General features: G+C 72.7%; 19 protein-coding genes and 2 tRNA genes. 5 read left to right on the top strand and 16 right to left on the bottom strand.

The annotated features are described in order from the left end of the window. Nucleotides 1–72 precede the first annotated feature (72 nt). Nucleotides 73–2,484: a glycoside hydrolase family 9 protein gene (locus BKA21_RS11165; protein WP_140458259.1), complete on the top strand. Its 2,412-nt coding sequence runs from the start codon at nucleotides 73–75 to the stop codon at nucleotides 2,482–2,484. Between the two features lie 206 nt (nucleotides 2,485–2,690). Here the strand turns inward: BKA21_RS11165 and BKA21_RS11160 are convergent, their stop codons facing one another. From BKA21_RS11160 to BKA21_RS11150, 3 genes are read right to left on the bottom strand one after another with little or no spacing between them, the layout of a single operon-like run. Continuing rightward, complete coding sequence (locus BKA21_RS11160; protein WP_140458258.1) at nucleotides 2,691–3,509, bottom strand: ABC transporter permease; 819 nt, start codon at nucleotides 3,507–3,509, stop codon at nucleotides 2,691–2,693. Next, complete coding sequence (locus BKA21_RS11155; protein WP_140458257.1) at nucleotides 3,506–4,354, bottom strand: ABC transporter permease; 849 nt, start codon at nucleotides 4,352–4,354, stop codon at nucleotides 3,506–3,508. Before BKA21_RS11155 ends, BKA21_RS11160 begins: the two co-directional genes overlap by 4 nt. Next, nucleotides 4,351–5,289: an ABC transporter ATP-binding protein gene (locus BKA21_RS11150; RefSeq protein ID WP_140458256.1), complete on the bottom strand. Its 939-nt coding sequence runs from the start codon at nucleotides 5,287–5,289 to the stop codon at nucleotides 4,351–4,353. The genes BKA21_RS11155 and BKA21_RS11150 overlap by 4 nt, the downstream gene beginning before the upstream one ends. A gap of 82 nt (nucleotides 5,290–5,371) precedes the next feature. On the opposite strand from BKA21_RS11150, the gene BKA21_RS11145 reads away from it, so the two are divergent. Next, entirely contained in the window at nucleotides 5,372–6,055 is a 684-nt protein-coding gene (locus BKA21_RS11145) for a GNAT family N-acetyltransferase (protein WP_140458255.1), read from the top strand. A gap of 119 nt (nucleotides 6,056–6,174) precedes the next feature. Further along, nucleotides 6,175–6,729, top strand: coding sequence for a hypothetical protein (locus tag BKA21_RS11140; RefSeq protein WP_140458254.1), 555 nt, complete (start codon nucleotides 6,175–6,177; stop codon nucleotides 6,727–6,729). Nucleotides 6,730–6,775: 46 nt separating this feature from the next. On the opposite strand, the gene eat is transcribed toward BKA21_RS11140, so the two are convergent. Further along, entirely contained in the window at nucleotides 6,776–8,209 is a 1,434-nt protein-coding gene (eat, locus tag BKA21_RS11135; RefSeq protein ID WP_140458253.1) for an ethanolamine permease, read from the bottom strand. A 106-nt stretch (nucleotides 8,210–8,315) separates the two neighbouring features. After that, on the bottom strand, nucleotides 8,316–9,374 hold the full coding sequence (locus BKA21_RS11130) for a phosphotransferase enzyme family protein (RefSeq protein WP_140458252.1): 1,059 nt from the start codon (nucleotides 9,372–9,374) through the stop codon (nucleotides 8,316–8,318). 308 nt (nucleotides 9,375–9,682) lie between these two features. Between BKA21_RS11130 and BKA21_RS11125 the strand changes: the two genes are divergently transcribed. Next, nucleotides 9,683–11,020, top strand: a complete 1,338-nt coding sequence (locus BKA21_RS11125) for an aspartate aminotransferase family protein (RefSeq protein ID WP_140458251.1) — start codon at nucleotides 9,683–9,685, stop codon at nucleotides 11,018–11,020. Between the two features lie 22 nt (nucleotides 11,021–11,042). Then, nucleotides 11,043–11,792, top strand: a complete 750-nt coding sequence (locus tag BKA21_RS11120) for a GntR family transcriptional regulator (RefSeq protein ID WP_140458250.1) — start codon at nucleotides 11,043–11,045, stop codon at nucleotides 11,790–11,792. A 133-nt stretch (nucleotides 11,793–11,925) separates the two neighbouring features. On the opposite strand, the gene BKA21_RS11115 is transcribed toward BKA21_RS11120, so the two are convergent. The 11 genes from BKA21_RS11115 to gnd form a co-directional block, all read right to left on the bottom strand. Beyond that, nucleotides 11,926–12,213, bottom strand: a complete 288-nt coding sequence (locus BKA21_RS11115) for a DUF6881 domain-containing protein (protein WP_140458249.1) — start codon at nucleotides 12,211–12,213, stop codon at nucleotides 11,926–11,928. 57 nt (nucleotides 12,214–12,270) lie between these two features. Next, on the bottom strand, nucleotides 12,271–12,867 hold the full coding sequence (locus BKA21_RS11110) for a hypothetical protein (RefSeq protein WP_140458248.1): 597 nt from the start codon (nucleotides 12,865–12,867) through the stop codon (nucleotides 12,271–12,273). Between the two features lie 48 nt (nucleotides 12,868–12,915). Further along, nucleotides 12,916–12,988 (bottom strand) — tRNA-Ala (locus tag BKA21_RS11105). A 28-nt stretch (nucleotides 12,989–13,016) separates the two neighbouring features. Then, a complete protein-coding gene (locus BKA21_RS19085) occupies nucleotides 13,017–13,136 on the bottom strand; it encodes a DLW-39 family protein (RefSeq protein ID WP_218887003.1) in 120 nt (39 codons plus the stop codon). A 42-nt stretch (nucleotides 13,137–13,178) separates the two neighbouring features. Further along, nucleotides 13,179–13,252: transfer RNA gene (locus BKA21_RS11100), tRNA-Ile, on the bottom strand. 112 nt (nucleotides 13,253–13,364) lie between these two features. Continuing rightward, nucleotides 13,365–14,330 (bottom strand): DUF3566 domain-containing protein, encoded by a 966-nt coding sequence (locus BKA21_RS11095; RefSeq protein ID WP_140458247.1) that lies wholly within the window; start codon nucleotides 14,328–14,330, stop codon nucleotides 13,365–13,367. Further along, entirely contained in the window at nucleotides 14,327–16,936 is a 2,610-nt protein-coding gene (gene gyrA / locus BKA21_RS11090) for a DNA gyrase subunit A (protein WP_140458246.1), read from the bottom strand. The genes BKA21_RS11095 and gyrA overlap by 4 nt, the downstream gene beginning before the upstream one ends. A 71-nt stretch (nucleotides 16,937–17,007) precedes the next feature. Continuing rightward, on the bottom strand, nucleotides 17,008–18,969 hold the full coding sequence (gyrB, locus tag BKA21_RS11085; RefSeq protein WP_239073029.1) for a DNA topoisomerase (ATP-hydrolyzing) subunit B: 1,962 nt from the start codon (nucleotides 18,967–18,969) through the stop codon (nucleotides 17,008–17,010). A 316-nt stretch (nucleotides 18,970–19,285) separates the two neighbouring features. Further along, nucleotides 19,286–19,900, bottom strand: coding sequence for a DciA family protein (locus BKA21_RS11080; RefSeq protein WP_140458245.1), 615 nt, complete (start codon nucleotides 19,898–19,900; stop codon nucleotides 19,286–19,288). Beyond that, nucleotides 19,890–21,083, bottom strand: coding sequence for a DNA replication/repair protein RecF (gene recF / locus BKA21_RS11075; protein ID WP_140458244.1), 1,194 nt, complete (start codon nucleotides 21,081–21,083; stop codon nucleotides 19,890–19,892). The genes BKA21_RS11080 and recF overlap by 11 nt, the downstream gene beginning before the upstream one ends. A gap of 7 nt (nucleotides 21,084–21,090) precedes the next feature. Beyond that, a complete protein-coding gene (gene gnd / locus BKA21_RS11070) occupies nucleotides 21,091–22,020 on the bottom strand; it encodes a phosphogluconate dehydrogenase (NAD(+)-dependent, decarboxylating) (RefSeq protein ID WP_140458243.1) in 930 nt (309 codons plus the stop codon). Between the last annotated feature and the right edge of the window lie 78 nt (nucleotides 22,021–22,098).

The raw sequence follows: 22,098 nt of genomic DNA, 5'->3' as shown, positions 1-22,098 counted from the left end.
GACGACGCCGAGGTCGCCGGCGGCAGGTGGGAGCGCTCCACGCGCTCGTGGACCGTCACGGAAGGCCCCGCCATGCCCCGTCCTGCCCGCGCCCGACGACGCCTCTGGGCCGGCACCGTCGCCGCCGCCCTGGCCGTCGCCGGCCTCGGCGTGCCGCTCGCCACCGGCGCCGCGGCCGCGCCCACGTACAACTACGCCGAGGCGCTGCAGAAGTCGATGTTCTTCTACCAGGCGCAGCGCTCGGGCGACCTGCCGGACGACTTCGTGGTGAGCTGGCGCGGGGACTCCGGGATGACGGACGGCGCCGACGTCGGCCACGACCTGACCGGCGGCTGGTACGACGCGGGCGACCACGTGAAGTTCGGCCTGCCGATGGCGTACACCGCGACGATGCTCGCCTGGGGCGCGCTCGAGAGCCCCGCCGGCTACCAGCGGGCCGGGCAGATGGACGAGCTCAAGGACAACCTGCGCTGGGCCACCGACTACTTCGTCAAGGCCCACACCGCGCCGAACGAGCTCTACGTGCAGGTCGGCAACGGCGGCGACGACCACAAGTGGTGGGGCCCGGCCGAGGTCATGACCATGGCCCGCCCGGCGTACAAGATCACCGCGTCCTGCCCCGGCTCCGACGTCGCCGCCGAGACCGCCGCCGCGCTGGCCTCGGCGTCGATGGTCTTCCAGGCCGACGACCCGGCCTACGCGAGCACGCTGCTCACGCACGCGCGCCAGCTGTACACCTTCGCCGACACGTACCGCGGCGCGTACTCCGACTGCGTCACCGACGCGCAGTCCTACTACCGCTCGTGGTCGGGCTACCAGGACGAGCTCGTGTGGGGCGCGTACTGGCTGCACGCAGCGACGGGGGAGGCGTCCTACCTGGCCAAGGCGGAGTCCGAGTACGCCCGCCTGGGCACGGAGAACCAGAGCACGACCAAGTCCTACAAGTGGACCCTGGCCTGGGACAACAAGCAGTTCGGCACGTACGTGCTGCTGGCCCGGGCGACCGGCAAGCAGGTCTACGTCGACGACGCGAACCGCTGGCTCGACTACTGGACGGTGGGCGTCAACGGTCAGCGGGTGCCCTACTCGCCGGGCGGGCAGGCCGTCCTCGACACGTGGGGCTCCCTGCGGTACGCCGCGAACACGGCCTTCGTGGCGCTCGTCTACGCGGACTGGACGAGCGACACGACCCGCAAGGCGCGCTACCACGACTTCGGCGTCAGCCAGATCGACTACGCGCTCGGCGACAACCCGCGCAACGCGTCCTACGTCGTGGGCTTCGGCACCAACCCGCCGAAGAACCCGCACCACCGCACCGCGCACGGCTCCTGGTCCGACGCGATCAGCACGCCGACGGACAACCGGCACGTGCTCTACGGCGCGCTCGTCGGCGGTCCCGGCTCGGCCAACGACGCCTACGTCGACGACCGGCAGGACTACGTGGCCAACGAGGTCGCGACCGACTACAACGCCGGCTTCACCGGGGCGCTCGCGCTGCTCGTCGAGGAGTACGGCGGCACGCCGCTGGCCGGCTTCCCCACGGCGGAGACGCCCGACCAGGACGAGCTGTTCGTCGAGGCCAAGCTCAACCAGCCGCAGACCGGGGCGTTCACCGAGGTCAAGGCGATCATCCGCAACCGGTCCGCCTTCCCGGCCCGGTCGCTGACGGACGCGTCGATCCGGTACTGGTTCCGGCTCGACGGGGGCGCCGCGGCGTCGACGGTCTCCGTGTCGACCAACTACTCGGAGTGCGGTGCGCAGCCCAGCGCGGTGCGGCACGCCGGCGGCGACCTGTACTACGCCGAGATCGCGTGCGCGGGCCAGAACATCCACCCCGGGGGCCAGTCGCAGCACCGCCGCGAGATCCAGTTCCGGGTCACGGGGTCCTCGACGTGGTCGGCCGCGAACGACCCGTCGTTCACGGGCCTGCCGGCCACCGGCGACCCGGTGAAGACGGCCGCGATCACGCTCTACGAGGGCGACGACCTCGTCTGGGGCACGGAGCCCGACGGCACGGCGACCCCCACGCCGACGCCGACCCCCACGCCCACGCCCACGCCGACCCCCACCCCGACGCCGACGCCGACGCCGACGCCGACCGTGACGCCGACGCCGACCCCCACCCCGACCGTCACGCCGACCCCCACGCCCAGCCAGACGCCGGGCACGGCGAGCTGCGCGGTCACCTACGCGACGAGCTCGTGGAACACCGGGTTCTCGGCGAACGTCAAGCTGAAGAACACCGGGACGGCGCCGCTGACCTGGACGCTGCGGTTCACCTTCCCCGCAGGCCAGCAGGTCACGCAGGGGTGGAGCGCGACGTGGTCGCAGACCGGGGCGCAGGTGACCGCCACGGGCGCGGCGTGGAACGCCACGCTGGCACCGGGCGCTACGGTCGACCTGGGCTTCAACGGCTCGCACACCGGCCAGAACCCGTCCCCGACGGCGTTCACGGTCAACGGCTCGACCTGCACGGTCGGGTGACCTGACGGGTCCCGGCCCGGCTCGACCTCCGAGTCGCCGGGTCGGGACCGATCACGCCGGGCGGCCCGTATCCGCCCGGCCGGCGTGTCCCGCGCGGGGGTGCAGGGACACGCCCGAGGGGCGTCGCACGCGAGTGCGGCGCCCCTCGCGCACGCCCCGGCCCGGCCCGGGAGCGCCCGGTCGACGAGCGCCCGGTCGAGGCACGCTCAGTCGAGGAACAGGGTGCGCAGGCGACGGGTGGTGACGACGACGCCGGCACCGATCATCACCAGGAAGTACGCCACGTGGACGAGCAGGTCGGCGGACAGCCCGGAGAGGGTCAGGCCGCGGACGAGCTCGACGGCGTGCCAGAGCGGGAACACCTGGATGACCACCTGGACGGGCTCGGGGTAGACCGACAGCGGGTAGAACGTGGCGGAGAACAGGAACATCGGGAGCATGACGATCTGGATCCAGTCCATCTGCTGGAAGGTCGTCATGTAGCTGGTGACGGCCATGCCGACGGCGGCGAACCCGAAGGCGACGAGCAGCACGGCGGGGACGGCGAGGACCGCGGTCCAGGACAGGTTCAGTCCCATGACCTGCATGACCGTGAGGAACCCGGCGGCGTAGAGGCCGCCGCGCAGCAGGGCGAACGCGATCTCGCCGAGCGCGACGTCGAGCGGTCCGAGCGAGGTGGTGAGCATCGCGTCGTACAGCTTGCCGAAGTGCATCTTGAAGAAGACGTTCCACGTGGAGTCGTAGACGGCACCGTTCATCGCCGACACCGCGAGCAGCGCGGGCGCGATGTACGCCGCGTACGGCACGGGGCCGGCGGGGGTGTCGACGTCGCCGACGAACTGCCCGAGGCCGACGCCCATGGCGAGCAGGTAGAACACGGGCTCGAAGAACCCGGACGCGATGATGACGGCGTTGTTGGTGCGGGTGGCGCGGATGCCGCGGCCGACGACGGCGCCGGGGTTGCCGGCCCACAGGGCGCGGACACCGCCGCGACGCTGCCGGGCGGGCGTGCTCGTGGCGGTCATCCGCGCAGCCTCGTCTCGAACGCGCGGCGGGCGAGCACCCAGCCGCCTGCCGCCAGGACGAGGAGCACCGCGACGTGCACGCCGACGGGCCACGCCCCGGGCGGGGACCCGTAGCTCACGGAGCGACCGAGCTCGCTGGCGTGCCAGAGCGGCGAGACCCACCCGACCCACTGCAGCCAGCCCGGCAGGGAGTCGAGCGGGTAGAAGGTGCCGGAGAACAGGAACATCGGCGTGAAGACGAAGCGCTGCACGACCGCGAACTGCCCGGTGTCGTCGGCCAGGCTCGCCGTGAAGGCCAGCAGCGGCAGGCCGAACGCGAGGCCGCCGAGCACGCCGACGAGCGGCAGCGCGAGGCCGGCGACGGGGTCGCCCACGGCGCCGAACGCCACCACGAGCGCGTAGTAGACGACGACGGTGAGCAGCATGCGGGCGACCACGGCGATGACGACGCCGGACATGAGCTGACCGGGGGAGACCGGTGAGGCGTTGATCCCCCAGTACATGCGCCGCCACTTGAAGCCCGCCATGACGGCGTAGGTGAACTCGTCCATGGCGACGCCGACGGCCGCCGACGCCATGAGTGCGGGGGCCACGAACCAGACGTAGCTGACGGGCCCGTCGGCGCCGTCGGCGACGGACTGGTCGAGGAACGCGGCCAGTCCCAGCCCGATGCCGAGCAGGTACACCAGCGGGCTGCCGACGGACCCGACGACGATCGTCCAGCCGTAGGCGCGCATGGACCGGATCTGGTGCTCGGCGACGTACCAGGCGCCGAACCGGCGCGGCAGGACGCCGCCCGCGCGGGCGTCGGCCGCGGGGTCGTCCACGAGGGTCTGGTCGCTCACTCGATCAGGCTCCGCCCCGTGAGGCGCAGGAACACGTCCTCGAGGCTGGAGCGGCGCACCAGGCTGGTGGTGGGCTCCAGGCCGGTGCGCGCGACGTGCTCGAGCACGCCCTCGCCGTCGTCGGCGTAGAGCAGCACACGGTCGGGCAGCACCTCGGTGCGCTGCACCTGCCCGTCGAGGGCGGTCCGCAGCCGCTCGGCGGCCTCGGCGTTGCGCGAGGCCCCGAACCGCAGCTCGACGACCTCGCGCGTGGAGTGGGCGCGGATCAGCTCCGACGGGGACCCCTCGGCCATGACGCGGCCGTGGTCCACGACGACGAGACGGTCGCAGAGCTGCTCGGCCTCGTCCATGTAGTGCGTGGTCAGCAGCAGGGTCGTGCCCTGCTCCTTGAGGCGGAACAGCCGGTCCCACAGCACGTGCCGGGCCTGGGGGTCGAGGCCGGTGGTCGGCTCGTCGAGCATGAGGATCCGCGGGCGGTTGATGAGGGCGCGGGCGATCGTCAGCCGCCGCTTCATGCCGCCGGAGAGCTTGTCGACCTTCTCGCGGGACTTCTCGGTGAGCTGCGCGAACTCCAGGAGCTCGTCGGCGCGCTCGGCGCACGTGCGCCGCGGCAGGCCGAAGTAGCGGCCGTACACGAGCAGGTTGTCGCGCACGCGGAGCTCGGTGTCGAGGTTGTCCTCCTGCGGCACGACGCCCAGGCGGGAGCGGATCTCCGGCCCGTGGGTGTCGGGGTCGAGGCCGAGGACCGTCAGCTCGCCCGCCGTGCGCGACGACACGGCCCCGATCATCCGCATCGTCGTGGACTTGCCGGCGCCGTTGGGGCCGAGGAAGCCGAAGGACTCGCCGGGCGCGACGTCGACGTCGATGCCGTCGACCGCCGCGAGGTCGCCGAAGGTCTTGCGCAGGCCACGGGTGTGGACGACAGGAGCGGGCACACGCCCACGGTAGGGCCCACCACCGACGCGCGGCTCCTTGTTTGCGGTTGACCTGCCCGGACGTCCGCGCGAGGCTGCGCGGATGACGACGGACCCCGCCCTGACGGACGCCGAGATCTGGCCGCTGACCGGGCTGCGCGTGCGCAGCGGGGACCTCGAGCTGCGCGCACCGGACGACCGCACCCTGCTCGACCTGGCCCGTCTGGCGGCGCAGGGCGTGCACCCGGCGGACTACATGCCGTTCGTCGTGCCGTGGACGCGCGGCACCCCGGCGCAGGTGGCGCGCAGCGTGATGACGTACCAGTGGGGCCTGCGCACGCGTACCACCCCGGACGACTGGGCGATCGAGCTCGCGGTGCTGCACGACGGCGTCCCGGTGGGCACGCAGGGCATGTACGCCAAGGGGTTCGCGGTCACGCGCAGCGCCGAGACGGGCTCGTGGCTGGGCCTGGCGCACCACCACCGCGGCATCGGCACGCGGATGCGCCTGCTGATCCTGCACCTGCTGTTCGAGGGGTTCGGCGCGCAGCACGCGACGTCGTCGGCGTTCGTCGACAACCCGGGCTCGGGCGGTGTGAGCCGCAAGATCGGCTACCGCGAGAACGGCGTGCTGCACCAGTCGCGCGAGGGGCAGCCGGTCGTGAGCCAGCAGTACGTGCTGGACCGCGCCGACTGGGACGCGCGCCCGGACCGGCTGCGGCTCGACGTGACGATCGACGGGCTGGACCCGGTGCTCGACCAGCTGGGGCTCGCGACGACGGGCTGAGACGGCGGACCGACGTGGCGCGAGCCACGTCAGACTTGGTCGATACATGACCTCGACGTGACAAGAACCGGACCCAAGTCCCTCCCTGCCGGTCACCCGACGGGAGTAGCGTCCCGGCCATGCTTCTCGCCGACCTGCAGGCCCGTGTGCGCATCGCGCTGACCACCACGCTCGTCGACGAGTGGACGCTGTTCGCGCCCGCCGCCGGCACCAGCCGCCCGTCCGAGCGCACGGTCTCGTTCCAGCTCGGCTGGGCGCTGCGCGCCACGGTCGACCACACCTGGGACACCGACGCCGAGTACGACCGCTCCGGCATGACGCTCGAGCCGGCCGTGCGGCTGGGCGTCGACGCCGACCGCCCCCCGCACCTGATCCTGCACCGCCGCGGGCGCCTCGGCCCCGAGGACAACCTGCTGCTCGTCGAGCTGACCACCGACGCGGCCTCCGCGCCGGTCGTCCCCACGCTGGCCGCGTCGCAGGGCATCCAGCGCCGGTTCGGGTACCGCTACGCCGTGCTGCTCGACCTGCGCCTGTCCGACGAGGCCGACCAGGCCGTCGTGCACCCGCACTGGCACTGGGCGACGCTCGAGGACGGCCCCGTCACGCCCGGTCCCGTCCCCGTCTACACCGACGACGTGCTCGCCGACGTGCTCACGCGGGCGCGGCGCCCCTGACAGCGCCGGCGCCCCGGGCGACGGGGCACCGGCGCGACAGGTGCGGTCAGCGCAGGTCGGCCTCCGCCGCGGCGATCGAGTCGAACTCCTCCTCCGGCGCGTTGGCCACCAGACGGTGCCGGCTCCAGAACCAGAAGTACGCGAGGAACGCCACGAAGATCGCGGCCGTGATCCCTGCCGCCACCGGGTCGACGACGAAGGTCGCGACGACCGCCACGACCGACAGCACGAGCGCGACCGACGTGGTGACGACGCCGCCGGGCGTCCGGTAGGCCCGCGGCAGGTCGGGCTCGCGCACGCGCAGCACGATGTGCGAGAGGTTGAGCAGCACGTACGACACCGCGGCCCCGAACACGGCGATGTTGATGAGCTGGTCGCCGTTGGCGATGACGACGGCGAGCACGAAGCCGATCGTGCCGGGCACCACCAGCGCCCACAGCGGCGTCTGCCGCGACGACGTGCGCGAGAGCCACCGCGGCAGGTACCCGGCGCGCGAGAGCGCGAACAGCTGGCGCGAGTACGCGTAGACGATCGAGAAGAACGACGCGACCAGCCCGGCGAGCCCGGCGTAGTTGACGAACGTCGCCAGCCCGGTCTGCCCGACCGCCTCCAGCGCGTCCGGCAGCGGGCTCGCCGACGACCCCATCGCGGCGCTGCCGGCCCCGCCCGGGGCGAGGACGAGGACGAGCGCGCCGGTGACGACGAGCACGCCCATCGCCACGATGATGCCCTTCGGCATGTCCTTGGCGGGGTCCGTCGCCTCCTCGGCGGCCAGCGGCACGCCCTCGATCGCGAGGAAGAACCAGATGCCGAACACCAGCGCGGCCATGGCCCCGGAGTACCCGAACGGCAGGAACGTCGACGCGCCGGCGGCGTCGGTCGGCACGATGTCGAAGAGGTTCGCGACGTCGAACGAGCCGATCATCCCGACGGCGAACACGACCAGCGCGACCACGGCCACCGCGGAGATGGCGAACATCGCCTTGAGCGCCTCGCCGACCCCGACGAGGTGGATGCCGATGAACACCACGTAGCAGGCCAGGAACACCGGCCACGAGCTCGTCAGCCCGAACAGGCCGAGCGACTCGACGTACCCGCCGATGAACACCGCGATGGCCGCCGGCGCGATCGCGTACTCGATGAGGATGGCCATGCCGGTCGCGAACCCGCCGAGGCGACCCAGCGCGCGGCGGGCGAACCCGTAGCCCGCGCCGGCCGTGGGCAGCGACGACGACATCTCCGCCAGCCCGAAGACCATGCACGTGTACATGATCCCCATCAGCACGAACGCGATCAGCAGGCCGCCCCAGCCGCCCTGGGCCAGGCCGAGGTTCCAGCCGGAGAAGTCCCCGGAGATGACGTAGGAGACGCCGAGGCCGGCGAGCAGCACCCAGCCGGCCGCGCCGCGGCGCAGCCGTCGTTCGGCGAAGTAGTCGGCGTCCGCGGTGCCCGACGCCTCGGGTCGTTCGGTGACAGCCATGACGGTTCCTTCCGGGAGGGGGCACGCCGGTGGGCGGGCCGCGCAGGTGCGGGACGTGCCGTGCGGGAGGTGCAGGACGAGCCGGTGCGGGACGAGCCGGTGCAGGTCAGTCGAGGAGCCACGTGGGCGAGACGAGGAACCGCCGGGCGACCTCGACGGTGCCGGGCAGCTGGGCGGCGTGCAGGCCGTCGGGGAGGGCGTCGGCGCGGTGGTTGGTCGTCCAGCCGAGCATCGTCAGGCGCCGCAGCATCGACAGGGCGCTCGCGTGCCGCAGGTCGTCGGCGGTCAGCGGTGCGACCTCGGTGTAGCCGTCGACCCAGGCCCGGGCCATCGCCGGGGCGTACGGCTCGTGCTCGACGAACGACAGGGCGGCCGCGTAGTCGTACAGGTAGTACCCGAACCCGCAGTCGTCGAAGTCGATCACCGTGAGCGTCGCGCCGTCGGTCATGATGTTCGACGGGCGAAGGTCCGCGTGGATCAGGCCCCAGGTGCGCTCGTCGCGCGGCAGGTCGGCGAGCAGCGCGAACGCCCGCTCCTGCGCCTGCGCGAGCAGCGCGTGCTCGTCGGGGTCGGTGACGGCGTCCTCCCAGCGACCCCAGCGGCACGTCGGACCGACCATGTCCTCGAGGGTCCACGTGAAACGGGTGAACCCGAACGGCGGCGTCCACGAGCGCGCGTGCTCGTGGAAGGCGGCGCTCCACCGGCCGATCACCCGGTAGAACTGCGCCGGGTCGGGCAGGTCCTCGAGCACCTCGCCGGTGATGAAGCGGGTGCTGACGCACGCCCAGCCGTTGCCGCGGGTGTCCTTGACCACGGCGGTGAACGGCCCGCGGATCGTCGGCACGGGGGAGATGAGGCTGACCTCGTCGAGCTCGTGCAGCGCACCGAGCCAGGCCAGCTCCGACGCGATCGCCTCCGGCCCGCCGACGTACCCGGGCTGGCTGACCCGCACCACGCCGACGGGGGTGCCGTCGAGGTCGAGGCGGAAGGTGGCGTTCTCGGAGACGGTGATGAGCGGCATGTCGACCCGCTCGGGCTCTAGCCCCCACGCCGCGCAGACGCCGCGGTGCAGCCAGTAGGGCGCCGGTGCGCCGCGCGACAGGGCCGCGAACGCGGCGAGCGAGACGTCCTGGCTGGGTCGTTCGGTCGTGGTCTCGATGGTCATGGGGTCCTCGCTCGGGTCCGCCGGGGTGGTGCGTGCGGGTGGGGGTCGAGACGAGGGGAGCGGGCGGCTCGCGGCGAGCGTCCCGCGCCGGACGGGGCCACGACAAGGTGCCGTGGGGGCACGAAACGGGGGTTTTACACGGCCGACGGCGTGTCACCGGCCGTTTACGTGCCGCTGCCCGACGGTGACCAACCGTTTACCGACGCCTCTGGGCGCCGGCCCGCGGGCCGCGCAGGATGGTGGGCCTCACGAGGCGGAGCCGGGCGGCCCTGCGCGAGAAGACCGGCGCACGAGGAGAGGACGGCACGGTGGCGACACGCTCGACGATCATGGACACCAACAGCTTCCGCCCCGAGGAGGCGTCGGGGCTGAGCCCGGCCACGCTCGCGATGACGCGCCGGCGCGAGGAGCTCCTGGGGTCCGCGTACCGCCTGTTCTACCGCGACCCCGTGCACCTGGTCCGCGGCCAGGGCGCGCACCTGCACGACGCCGACGGGGCCGAGTACCTCGACGTGTACAACAACGTCGCGTCCGTCGGCCACGCGCACCCCCGGGTGGTCGAGGCCGTCGCCCGGCAGGCCGCGACCCTCAACACGCACACCCGCTACCTGCACTCCGCGGTCCTCGACTACGCCGCGGACCTGCTGTCCACGATGCCGGACGAGATCGGCCGCCTGATGATGCTGTGCACCGGCTCGGAGGCCAACGACCTCGCGGTGCGGGTGGCGCAGGCGTTCACCGGCCGGCGGGGCGTGATCATCAGCACCGAGGCGTACCACGGCAACACCGCGATGGTGTCGCAGCTCTCGCCCGCGCTCGGCAGCGCGCAGCCGCTGGCCGACTGGGTGCGCCTGGTGCCCGAGCCCGACCCGCGGCACGCGGCTGCCGCCGGGATGCCGCTCGACGCGTGGTTCGCCGCGCAGGTCCAGGCCCAGGTCGACGACCTCGAGGCGGCGGGCCACGGCTGCGCGGCGCTGCTCGCCGACTCGATCTTCTCCTCCGACGGCGTCTACCCCGACCCGGCGGGGTACCTCGCGCCCGCCGTCGAGGTCGTGCGGCGGGCGGGGGGTGTCTTCGTCGCGGACGAGGTGCAGCCGGGGTTCGGGCGCACCGGGCAGGCCTTCTGGGGGTTCGCCCGGCACGGCGTCGTCCCCGACCTCGTCACCACGGGCAAGCCGATGGGCAACGGGATCCCCGTCTCGGGCATGGCGGCCCGCCCCGAGGTGCTGGCCGCGTTCGCTGACCACCTGCCGTACTTCAACACCTTTGGCGGCAACCCGGTGTCGGTCGCGGCCGCGCAGGCCGTGCTCGACGTCCTCCGCGACGAGGACCTGCAGCTGCACGCCGACCGCGTCGGCACCGACCTGCTCGCCGGGCTGCGCGGACTCGACCACGCGGCCGTCGGGGAGGTCCGCGGCGCCGGTCTGTACATCGGCCTGGAGGTCGTCGACCCCGCCGACGGCACCCCGTCCCGGCAGGTGGCGCTCGACGTCGTCGAGGAGCTGCGCGCGCGCCGCGTCCTGACGTCCGTGTGCGGCGGGGGAGGCAACGTCCTCAAGCTGCGGCCGCCGCTCGTGTTCGACGACGACGACGCGACCCGCCTGCTCACCGAGCTCGACGGGGCGCTGCGCACCGTCGCGGGGTGAGCGCCCCGCTACGGTGACCGCCATGACGGGTGCGCCGCACGAGCAGACCGTCGCCGCCGCGGCGACCCTGCGCGCGATGATGCGCCGCCAGGAGCTGCGCCCCGGCGACCGGCTCGGCGACGAGCGCAGCCTGGCCGCCGAGCTCGGCATCACCCGGTCCCGCCTCCGCGAAGCCCTCGAGCTGCTGCAGGCCGCGGGGCACGTGCGCCGGCGCCTGGGCCGCGGGGGAGGGGTGTTCGCGTCCGACGGCCGGATCGAGCGGAACCTCAACACCATCGAGGGGCTGCCGGACATCACCCGCGTGCAGGGCGTCCGACTGGTCACGACCGTCCTGCGCGTCGAGCTCGTGCGTGCCGGGCCTCTCGACCGCCGGCTGCTGCGGCTGGCCGCCGGGGCGTCGGTCTACCACCTGCAGCGCCTGCGCCGCACGGACGACGGTACGGGCCTGAGCCTGGAGGACACCCGCGCCCCCGCGTCCGTGTTCCCCGACCTGGACGCCCAGGACCTCACCCAGCTCTACCGCTGCTTCCGCGAGACCTACGGCGTGACGCCGACCGTCTCCGACGAGAGCATCGAGGTCGCGTACGCCACCCCGGCCCAGGCCGATCTCCTCGGCGTGGACCCCGGCACCGCGCTGGTCCGCCTCTCCCGCCTCACGCTCGACGACCAGAGCCGCCCGGTCGAGATCGGCACCGAGCTCTTCGTCGCCGACCGCATGCGCTTCCACCTGCGCCGCTACGGCGTCACCGGCAACCCCCACCGCCCCGGCTGACGATCCCCTCGCCCCTCGATCAGCGTCTGGCTCCGGACGGCGCACTGGTCCCGACCGGGCTCCGGCTCACGCCTCAGCCTTCGAGGCCGAGCACCAGGTCCCTTTCGACGACCGTCGGGGTGACGGTCAGGACTCAGACGTCGCCCCGGGCCCGACGCCAGACCTGCTCGAAGGCCTCTGCATCGACAAGAGCGACCGTGAACTGGGGGTCGGCGGCAATCTCGTCCGGTGGCGGCACCGGTACCTGGCCGAGCCCGGTGGTCTCCGTCTCGTGCTCGTCGTCAGCCCAGGCGAGACGCCCTTCGGCGAACTCGTCGACCTTGCGCACCTCCCAGCCGTCGACGACGTGCGACCACAGCACGACGGGGTCCTCGGGGCAGTCGTGATGCCACCACACACGCTGGAAGTAGCCGGAACCCACGGCCTGATCGTGGCACGTCGCAGCCCCCTCGCCATCGAAGGGGCTCTGCCTCACGGATCAGGGCCGTGGAGCGTGAGCCAGAGCCCGGTCGGCGGCGGGGGACGCTGTCAGGGCGACCGGGAACCAGGGGACCGGTGCCGGGGCCTCGGCCGAGGGGCGGGTGAGCATCCAGTGCAGGACCGTGCTCGCCTCCGCGTGGCTCGCGAGCAGGCCGCGGCTGTTCGTGCGGATCCCGAGCGCGGTGGCGACCTCGTCGGCGTACCCGTGGCAGTGCCAGGAGTGCAGGTCGAACCAGTCGTCCGCGCCGACGACCTCCCAGCCCAGGACCCGCTCCGCAGGGGCGACCGGTTCCTGCCGACGGAGGACCTCCAGCGCGCCGTACGGGTCGGGGAGCGCCTGCGCGCACAGCGCAGCGCCGCCGGCGCTCGTCAGCGCGACGCCCACGACGCTCGCGTGCGGCGCGTGCTCGGCCCGGGCCCGGTCGGCGGCGTCTCGGTCGGTGAACCACGTGCCTCCGGGCGGCTGCGGGAGGTCCTCCTGGATGCAGTCGGAGAGCGTGAGGATCACCGGGGGAAGACCGGGACGCAGCACCGGCGGCAGCGTGGTGGGAGTGACGAGCACCCATCCGGCGGCGACGAGCAACGGGGCGGGCATCCGCCCATCATGGCCGGGCGAGGTACCAGGGTCCTCAGGATTGCTGGGTGGAGCCAAGGGGACTCGAACCCCTAACCCCCTGCTTGCAAAGCAGGTGCGCTACCAATTGCGCCATGGCCCCTGGTCGCGGCACTCGTGCCGCGGGGAGGTCACTCGAAGGTGTCGGTGACCTCGGCCCACAGGTCCCGCTCGTCGCGGTCCTGCACGTACTTCTGCCAGGCGACATATCCGACGACCGCGGCCGCCGTCAGGAGAAGGAGCTTCTTCATCGTTCTCCCGTCATCGGGGTGGTACGGCATCACCGTGCTGCGTGGGCCTAACAGGACTTGAACCTGTGACCTCTTCCTTATCAGGGAAGCGCTCTAACCGTCTGAGCTATAGGCCCGCCGTGCGCCCACCGGCGACGACCCACCCCGAGGGGAGGCGTCCGGTGTGCGCGACGGTCGAGGGTACCGCAGGGGGCGCCGTGGTCCCAAACCGCCGACGCCCGCCGCGACTCACTCGTCCGTCATGGTGACGTGCACGCCGCCGACCAGCGACGCCACGATGTTGTAGAGGAACGCGCCGATGGTGGCGAGCGCGGTCAGCAGGAACACGTCGATGACCGCGACGAGCGTGGCCGCCGAGATCGTCTTGCGGAACGAGACGTACTCGATGATGTCGATCGGCGTCTCGGTGCCCGCGATCTGGCGGATGAGGCCGTCGATGTCGGCGAAGACCCGCAGGCCGTCGAGCGTGAACCACACGACGGCCGCCGCGACGACGATCATGATGCCGATCGCGACCGACAGCAGGAACGCGAGCTTCATGACCGACCACGGGTCGACGCGCGAGATCGCGAGCCGCACCCGACGCGGGGCCCCGACAGCCGGCGTGCGGCCGGTGGCGGGGCGGACCGAGGCGGTGGCACCGGTCGTCGGACGCGGGGCGGCGGCGCGCTCCTGCGTCGACGTCGGGGAGGCCGACGTGGCAGTCATCTGGGCGTCCTCGGTCCGGGGGCGTGTCACCGAAGCGTACGCCCGGCTGAGGCTCGCACCGGTGGAACTCGCCGCCTTCTTCAGCCACTCCGTCGTCCCGTCGACGGCGGTGACCAGCGGGGAGGGCTCGTCGGCGCGCGCAGGAGTGGCACCCGTGGCCTCGGAGCCGGCGGGGAGCGGGTCCTCGACCGTGCCGATGACGCGGCGGTCCTCGCCCGACGAACCCGTCGGGGTGGACGTCGTCTTCGAGGTGCCGCTCGACGTGCCGCCGGTGCTGCGACCCGTCGTCGACGTCCGTGCCGTGTACGTCGGAGGCGTCGAGGAGCCCGCCGACCACGCCCCGTCGTCCGACTTCTCCGACGCCGCGGGACGCTCGGCGTCCTTCACGGTCTCGGTGCCCGTCGAGCCTCCGGGGCGCGCCCCGGACCCGCCGGCAGGCGGGGTCGGCCGCTTGCGCGGGGGGATCGAAGGGGGGGTCTCGCTCATGCGTCCTCCGCGGTTCGGTGGCCGGTGTCGTCGGTCACCGCTCCGGTCGGGGTCGTCGACGTGTCGGGGACGTCGGCTCCGTCGGTGTTCTGACCGTTCTCGCCCACGGTACCGGCATCGTCGCCCAGGTGTCGCTCACTGTTGCGGGCAACCGCGATGATCCTGTCGCCGTTGTCGGGCTTGGCGAAGATGACGCCCTGGGTGGTGCGGCCCGTGGCCTTCACCTCGGCGGTCGCGGAGCGCACGATCTTGCCGCGCTCCATGATGACGAGCACCTCGTCGTCCAGGTCCGTGACCAGGGCGCCGACGAGGTCGCCGTTCGCCTCGGGCAGGTTGGCGACCTTGATGCCCAGGCCGCCGCGGCCCTGCTGGCGGTAGTTCTCCACCGTCAGCGCGGTGCGCTTGGCGATGCCGCCCTCGGTGACCGTGAACAGGTACGCGTCCTCGCGGACGACGTCCATGGCCAGCAGGTCGTCGTCACCGCGGAACTTCATGCCGGTGACGCCGCTGGTCGCGCGGCCCATGGGGCGCAGCGACTCGTCCGAGGCGGTGAAGCGCAGGGACTGCCCCTGGCGGGAGACCAGCATGACGTCCTGGTCGGAGTCCACGAGACGGGCCGAGACGAGCTCGTCGGGCCGGCCCTCCTCGTCCTCGCGCAGGTTGATCGCGATGACGCCGCCCGAGCGGTTGGAGTCGTACTCGCTCAGACGGGTCTTCTTCACCAGCCCGCGGCGGGTCGCGAGCACCAGGTGCTCGGCCTGCTCGTAGTCGCGCAGGTCCAGCACCTGGGCGATCTGCTCGCCCGGCTGGAACGCCAGCAGGTTCGCCACGTGCTGGCCCTTGGCGTCACGGCCGCCCTCGGGCAGCTCGTAGCCCTTGGCCCGGTACACGCGGCCGAGGTTGGTGAAGAACAGCAGCCAGTGGTGCGTGGTGGTGACGAAGAAGTGGTCGACGATGTCGTCCTCGCGCAGCTGGGCGCCGCGCACCCCCTTGCCGCCACGGCGCTGGGCGCGGTAGGCGTCGACCCGCGTGCGCTTGGCGTAGCCGCCGCGGGTGATCGTGACGACGACCTCCTCCTCGGCGATGAGGTCCTCGACGTTCACCTCGCCGTCGAACGGCAGGATGTGCGTCCGGCGCTCGTCGCCGAACTTGTCGACGACCGTCGCGAGCTCCTCGCTGACGATCTGGCGCTGGCGCTCGGGCGACTCGAGGATCGCGTTGAGCGCGACGATGCGGGCCTCGAGCTCGGCGTGCCTCTGGAGGATCTCCTGCCGCTGCAGCGCGGCCAGGCGGCGCAGCTGCAGGTTGAGGATCGCCTGCGCCTGCTGCTCGTCGATCTCGAGCAGGTCCATCAGCCCGTTGCGCGCCGACTCGGCGTCGGGGGAGCGGCGGATGAGCGCGATGACCTCGTCCAGCGCGTCCAGCGCCTTGAGGTAGCCGCGGTAGATGTGGATCTCTTCCTCGGCGCGGCGCAGGCGGAACCGCGTCCGACGCTGGATGACCTCGATCTGGTGCGCGGTCCAGTGCCGCACGAACGCGTCGATGCTCAGCGTGCGCGGCACCCCGTCGACGAGGGCGAGCATGTTCGCGCCGAACGTGTCCTGCAGCTGCGTGTGCTTGTACAGGTTGTTCAGCACGACCTTGGCGACCGCGTCGCGCTTGAGCACGATGACCAGGCGCTGGCCCGTGCGGCCCGAGGTCTCGTCGCGGATGTCGGCGATGCCCTGCACCTTGGCGTCACGGACGAGGTCGGCGATCTTCTTCGCCAGCGAGTCCGGGTTCACCTGGTACGGCAGCTCGGTGACGACGAGGCACTGGCGGTTCTGGATCTCCTCGACCTCGACCACGGCACGCATCGTGATCGAGCCGCGGCCCGTGCGGTACGCGTCCTCGATGCCGCGCCGGCCCAGGATGGTCGCCGCCGTCGGGAAGTCGGGGCCCTTGATCCGCTCCAGGAGCGCCTCGAGCAGCTCCTCGCGGGACGCCTCGGGGTGGTCCAGGTGCCACTGCACGCCGGCGGCGACCTCGCGCAGGTTGTGCGGCGGGATGTTCGTCGCCATGCCGACCGCGATGCCTGCCGAGCCGTTGACCAGCAGGTTCGGGAAGCGCGACGGCAGGACGACGGGCTCCTGCGTGTGCCCGTCGTAGTTGTCCTGGAAGTCGACGGAGTCCTCGTCGATGTCGCGGACCATCTCCATGGCCAGCGGCGCCATCTTGCACTCGGTGTACCGCGGGGCGGCCGCCGGGTCGTCGCCGGGGGAGCCGAAGTTGCCCTGGCCCCACACCAGCGGGTAGCGCATCGACCAGTCCTGCACGAGGCGGACGAGGGCGTCGTAGATCGCCGTGTCGCCGTGCGGGTGGTACTTGCCCATGACGTCGCCGACGACGCGCGAGCACTTGGAGAACTGGCGGTCGGGCCGGTAGCCGCCGTCGTACATGGCGTACAGCACGCGCCGGTGGACGGGCTTGAGGCCGTCACGCACGTCGGGCAGGGCGCGGCCCACGATCACGGCCATCGCGTAGTCCAGGTACGACCGCTGCATCTCCAGCTGCAGGTCGATCTGGTCGATGCGGCCGTGCTCGATCTCGCCGGGTGTCTCGGTCACGTGCGGGTCACTCCACTCACCAGGTCCGTCAGTTGCGCGTCGTGCGCGCCGGCCGGGGCCGGCGGCGTGCGTCAGATGTCGAGGAAGCGCACGTCCTTGGCGTTGCGCTGGATGAACGCCCGGCGGGACTCCACGTCCTCACCCATGAGCACCGAGAAGATCTCGTCGGCGGCCGCGGCCTCGTCGAGCGTCACCTGCAGCAGCGTGCGGTGCTCGGGGGCCATGGTGGTCTCCCAGAGCTCCGTGTAGTCCATCTCGCCCAGACCCTTGTACCGCTGGATCGCGTTCTCCTTGGGCAGGCGCTTGCCGTTGGCCCGGCCCTCGGTGACGAACGCGTCGCGCTCACGGTCCGAGTACACGTAGTCGTGGTCCGCGTTGGTCCACTTGATGCGGTACAGCGGCGGCTGCGCCATGTACACGTGCCCGTGCGTGATGAGCTCGGGCATGTAGCGGAACAGCAGCGTCAGCAGCAGCGTGCGGATGTGCTGGCCGTCGACGTCGGCGTCGGCCATCAGCACGATCTTGTGGTACCGCAGCTTGGACAGGTCGAAGTCCTCGCCGATGCCCGTCCCGAAGGCCGTGATCAGCGCCTGGACCTCCTGGTTGCCGAGCGCGCGGTCGAGCCGGGCCCGCTCGACGTTGAGGATCTTGCCGCGGATCGGCAGGATCGCCTGCGTGCGCGGGTTGCGCCCGCGCACCGCGGAGCCGCCGGCGGAGTCGCCCTCGACGATGAAGACCTCGCACTCGGCGGGGTTGTTGGACTGGCAGTCCTTGAGCTTGCCCGGCATCGAGTGCGACTCGAGAAGCCCCTTGCGGCGGGTGGCCTCGCGCGCCTTGCGGGCGGCCAGGCGCGCGGCGGCCGCCTGCATGGACTTGCGGATGACGTCCTTGGCCTCGGACGGGTGCGAGTCCAGCCAGTCGCCGAGCTGCTCGTGCACCACGCGCTGCACGTACGTCTTGGCCTCGGTGTTGCCGAGCTTCGTCTTCGTCTGGCCCTCGAACTGCGGCTCGCCGAGCTTGACCGAGATCACCGCGGTCAGCCCCTCACGGATGTCGTCGCCCGTGAGGTTCTCGTCCTTGTCCTTGAGGATCCCCTTGTCGCGCCCGTAGCGGTTGATGAGCGCCGTCATGGCCGCACGGAAGCCCTCCTCGTGCGTGCCGCCCTCGGTCGTCGAGATCGTGTTGGCGAACGTGTGCACGGACTCGGAGTACGCGGTCGTCCACTGCAGCGCGATCTCGACGGCGATGCGCCGGGAGGTGTCCTCGGCCTCGAAGTCGATGACGTCGGGGTGCACGAGCTCGACCTTCTTGGCCGCGACCAGGTGCTTGACGTAGTCGACGAGCCCGCCGTCGTACTTGTAGGTGATCGTGCGCGCCGCCGACGTCGCCGCGGTGCCCGTGCCGGCGACCTCGTCCTCGGTGCCGGTGTGCTGCGGGCGCTCGTCGGTGAGCGAGATCTTCAGGCCCTTGTTGAGGAACGCGTACTGCTGGAAGCGCGAGCGCAGCGTCTCGAAGTCGTACTCGACCGTCTCGAAGATCGTGGGGTCGGCCCAGAACGTCTGCGACGTCCCGGTCTCGTCGGTCGCGCCGCCCTTCTGCAGCTCGCCGACCGGCTTGCCGCCGTCCGCGAAGTCCTGCTGCCAGAGGAACCCGTCCCGCTTGACGCGCGTCTCGACCCGGCGCGACAGCGCGTTGACGACGGAGATGCCGACGCCGTGCAGGCCGCCCGACACCGCGTAGCCGGCACCGCCGAACTTGCCGCCGGCGTGCAGGATCGTCATGACGACCTCGACCGTCGGACGACCCTCGGTCGGGTGCACCTCGACGGGGATGCCGCGCCCGTTGTCGGTCACGCGGACGCCGCCGTCGGCCAGCAGCGTCACCTCGATCGTGTCGCAGTAGCCGGCCAGCGCCTCGTCGACGGAGTTGTCGACGACCTCGTAGACGAGGTGGTGCAGGCCCCGCTCACCGGTCGACCCGATGTACATGCCCGGACGCTTGCGGACGGCCTCGAGGCCCTCGAGGACGGTGATCGCGCTGGCGTCGTACGAGCCCGGTGCGGGCGAGCTGCCCGACCCTGCGGCCGGAGCGGCGACTGCGGCGTTCCCCTCGTCCGAGTCCTGCGGTTCGCGAGAGGTGCTCTGGTCGGCCACGGGCGACGCTTCTCCTCGGTGCTGGGCGCGCGCGGGGCGCGTCGTGAGCGGCTGCGCGTCGCCGGGAGACCGGATCACCCCATGAGGCTGGAGTTCTCGTCTCTCACGGGCCCGCAGACGCCTGGAATGACCTCCCTAGTCTACCCGGTCACCACCTTGCGCACCGTTTCCCTCGCCGTGCCCTGTGCGCGAACGCTCAGCCCCACGTGTCGCGCGGGCCGCGCCCCTGGACCCGGCGCGGTCCGCGACCGAACCCCGGGGTGCTCGGGCCGAGCACCTTGACCTCGAGCACCGTGTCTTCGCCGAACGCCTCGGAGAACCGGGCGAGCATGGTCGGGCTGTACATCCGGACGGTCGCGGCCCAGGTCGTGGAGTCCGCGCGCAGCGTCAGCAGGCCCTGCTCCAGGGAGACGAACTCGCAGTGCTCGGCCACGTCCCGACCCACGAGCTCGCGCCACCGGTGCTGCACCTCGCCGACCACCAGCCCGGGCTCCCATCCCAGGTCACGGGCCAGGGACTGCGCCGTGGCACCCAGCAGCTGCGGGTCGCGGGCGCCAGGGCGGGCGCCGCTGGACACCGCCGGCGTCGCGCGGCCGCGGGGTGCTGCCCCGGGGTACAGCCCGCGGGCGCGGGCTGCCGCCTTCGCCCGCGCGAGCGCCGCACGGGCGACCTGCTCGGGCGGGGTCAGGTCGACCAGCTCGCCCACGGGCACGCCGTCGGGGACGACGGGCGGGCGGGGGATCAGGGCGCCCGACGGGTCCTCGTCCTGCGGGTCCGGCCCACGCCGGCCCGGGCGGCCGTCAGAGGACACGGGTGACCTCGCCGCCCATGACGTCGACGCGTGCGCCGGCCAGGGGCTCGGGCACGTCCTGGGGCACGGCGGCCGTCACCAGCACCTGCCCGGCCGCCGAGACCAGCTCGGCGAGGCGGGCGCGGCGGCGCGTGTCGAGCTCGGCGAAGACGTCGTCGAGCACGAGCACCGGCTCGCCGTCCGGGCCCCAGTCGGCGGACCAGGCGTCCGTCTCCTCGACGCCGTGCGTGAGCAGCCCGTACGAGCCGAGGCGCAGCGCCAGCGCCACCGACCAGGACTCGCCGTGGCTCGCGTAGCCCTTGGCGGGCAGCTCGCCCAGGCTCAGGACGAGGTCGTCGCGGTGCGGGCCCACGAGGCACACGCCGCGCTCGATCTCCTTGCTGCGCAGCCGCCCCATCGCCTCGAGCAGCTGGGCCTCGACGAGCGAGGCGGGCGCCGGCTCGGCGGCGGCCTCCGGGTCGAGGTCGAGGGCCGCCTCCAGCGACGTGCGGTAGACCAGCCCGAGCTCGCTCTGCCCCGAGCTGACCTGGCGGTAGGCGTCCGTCGCGCGGGGTCGCAGCGCGGCCACCAGCGCGCGACGAGCGACGACGAGCTGGGCGCCGACCTGCGCGAGCTTGGCGTCCCAGACGTCGAGCGTGCGCAGGTCTGACCCGCTGCGCGAGCCGCGGACGGCGGCCCCGGCGCTCTTGAGCAGCGCGGACCGCTGCCGCAGGACCCGGTCGTGGTCGCCGATCACCCCGGCGATCCGCGGGGTCAGCTGGACCAGCAGGTCGTCGAGGAACCGCCGGCGGCCGTCCGGGTCGCCCTTGACGAGCGCGAGGTCCTCAGGCGCGAACAGCACCGTGCGCAGGATGCCGAGCACGTCGCGCGCGCGCCCCGGCGAGCCGCCGTTGACCCGCGCGCGGTTGGCCTTGCCCGGGGTGACCTCGACCTCGACGAGCGTGCTCCGCGCCTCGCGCACGACCTTCGCGCGCACGACCGCCCGGCTCGCGCCGTGCCGCACGAGCGCCGCGTCGCTGGGCACGCGGTGGCTGCCCAGCGTCGCGACGTACCCGACGGCCTCGACGAGGTTCGTCTTGCCCTGCCCGTTCGGGCCGACCAGCGCGGTGATCCCCGGCTCGAGCGGCAGCTCGACCTGGTGGTACGACCGGAAGTCGGTGAGCGAGAGGTGGGCGACGTGCACGGGCGGCTCAGGCCTCCGAGGTCGGCGGTGCCGCGGGCGTGACCGTGTCGGCGCCCGCGGCGCGCACGGCGTGCCCGCCGAACTGCTGGCGCAGCGCGGCGACGGCCTTCATCGCGGGGGACTCGCCCTGCCGCGACGAGAACCGTGCGAACAGCGACGCCGCGATGACGGGGGCGGGCACGGCCAGCTCGATGGCCTCGTCGACCGTCCAGCGCCCCTCGCCGGAGTCCTCGACCCAGTCGTCGATCTCCGTGAACGCCGGGTCCTGCTCCAGGGCCTGCACGAGCAGGTCGAGCAGCCAGGAGCGCACGACGGTGCCCTTGCTCCAGGCCCGCATCGTCGCCTGGACGTCCGTGACGAGGTCCTTCGCCGCGAGGAGCTCGTACCCCTCGGCGTAGGCCTGCATGAGGCCGTACTCGATGCCGTTGTGCACCATCTTGGCGTAGTGCCCGGCACCCACCGGCCCCGCGTGCACGAACCCGTCGGCGCGCTCGCCCTCGGGCCGCAGGGCGTCGAACACGGGCATCGCGCGCGCCACGTCGTCGGGCGCGCCGCCGACCATGAGGCCGTAGCCGTTCTCCAGGCCCCAGACGCCTCCCGAGACGCCGGCGTCGACGAACCCGACGCCGTGCTCCGCGAGCAGCGCGGCGTGGCCCGCGTCGTCCTGGTAGTACGAGTTGCCGCCGTCGATGACCAGGTCGCCGGGGGCCAGGAGGCCCGCGAGGTCGGTGACTACCGCGTCAGTCACCTCGCCGGCGGGGACCATGACCCACACGACGCGCTCACCGGCGGGCAGCGCCTGCACGAGCGCCTCGAGCGTCGGCACGTCCGTGACCTCGGGGTTCCGGTCGAAGCCGGTCACCTCGATGCCCGCGCGGCGCATCCGCTCACGCATGTTCGCACCCATCTTGCCCAGGCCGACCAGTCCGATGTGCATGCTTCGCCCTCTCGTCGTGCGCGGTTCCGCCGGTCGTGCGCCGTCGCACCGTGCACCACTGTGCCTCAGCCCGGGGGC

It is taken from the genome of Cellulomonas oligotrophica (assembly GCF_013409875.1).
In the GTDB taxonomy this organism is placed as follows: domain Bacteria; phylum Actinomycetota; class Actinomycetes; order Actinomycetales; family Cellulomonadaceae; genus Cellulomonas; species Cellulomonas oligotrophica.
The sequence above is the reverse complement of the archived record's forward strand: the minus strand, read 5'-3'. Positions and strand labels throughout refer to the sequence as shown.

Coding starts and splice junctions, on each gene's coding strand:
- BKA21_RS11165 (WP_140458259.1), top strand. CDS start 73: ATGCCCCGTCCTGCCCGCGCCCGACGACGCCTCTGGGCCGGCACCGTC.
- BKA21_RS11160 (WP_140458258.1), bottom strand. CDS start 3,509: ATGACCGCCACGAGCACGCCCGCCCGGCAGCGTCGCGGCGGTGTCCGC.
- BKA21_RS11145 (WP_140458255.1), top strand. CDS start 5,372: ATGACGACGGACCCCGCCCTGACGGACGCCGAGATCTGGCCGCTGACC.
- BKA21_RS11140 (WP_140458254.1), top strand. CDS start 6,175: ATGCTTCTCGCCGACCTGCAGGCCCGTGTGCGCATCGCGCTGACCACC.
- eat (WP_140458253.1), bottom strand. CDS start 8,209: ATGGCTGTCACCGAACGACCCGAGGCGTCGGGCACCGCGGACGCCGAC.
- BKA21_RS11130 (WP_140458252.1), bottom strand. CDS start 9,374: ATGACCATCGAGACCACGACCGAACGACCCAGCCAGGACGTCTCGCTC.
- BKA21_RS11120 (WP_140458250.1), top strand. CDS start 11,043: ATGACGGGTGCGCCGCACGAGCAGACCGTCGCCGCCGCGGCGACCCTG.
- BKA21_RS11110 (WP_140458248.1), bottom strand. CDS start 12,867: ATGCCCGCCCCGTTGCTCGTCGCCGCCGGATGGGTGCTCGTCACTCCC.
- BKA21_RS19085 (WP_218887003.1), bottom strand. CDS start 13,136: ATGAAGAAGCTCCTTCTCCTGACGGCGGCCGCGGTCGTCGGATATGTC.
- BKA21_RS11095 (WP_140458247.1), bottom strand. CDS start 14,330: ATGAGCGAGACCCCCCCTTCGATCCCCCCGCGCAAGCGGCCGACCCCG.
- gnd (WP_140458243.1), bottom strand. CDS start 22,020: ATGCACATCGGACTGGTCGGCCTGGGCAAGATGGGTGCGAACATGCGT.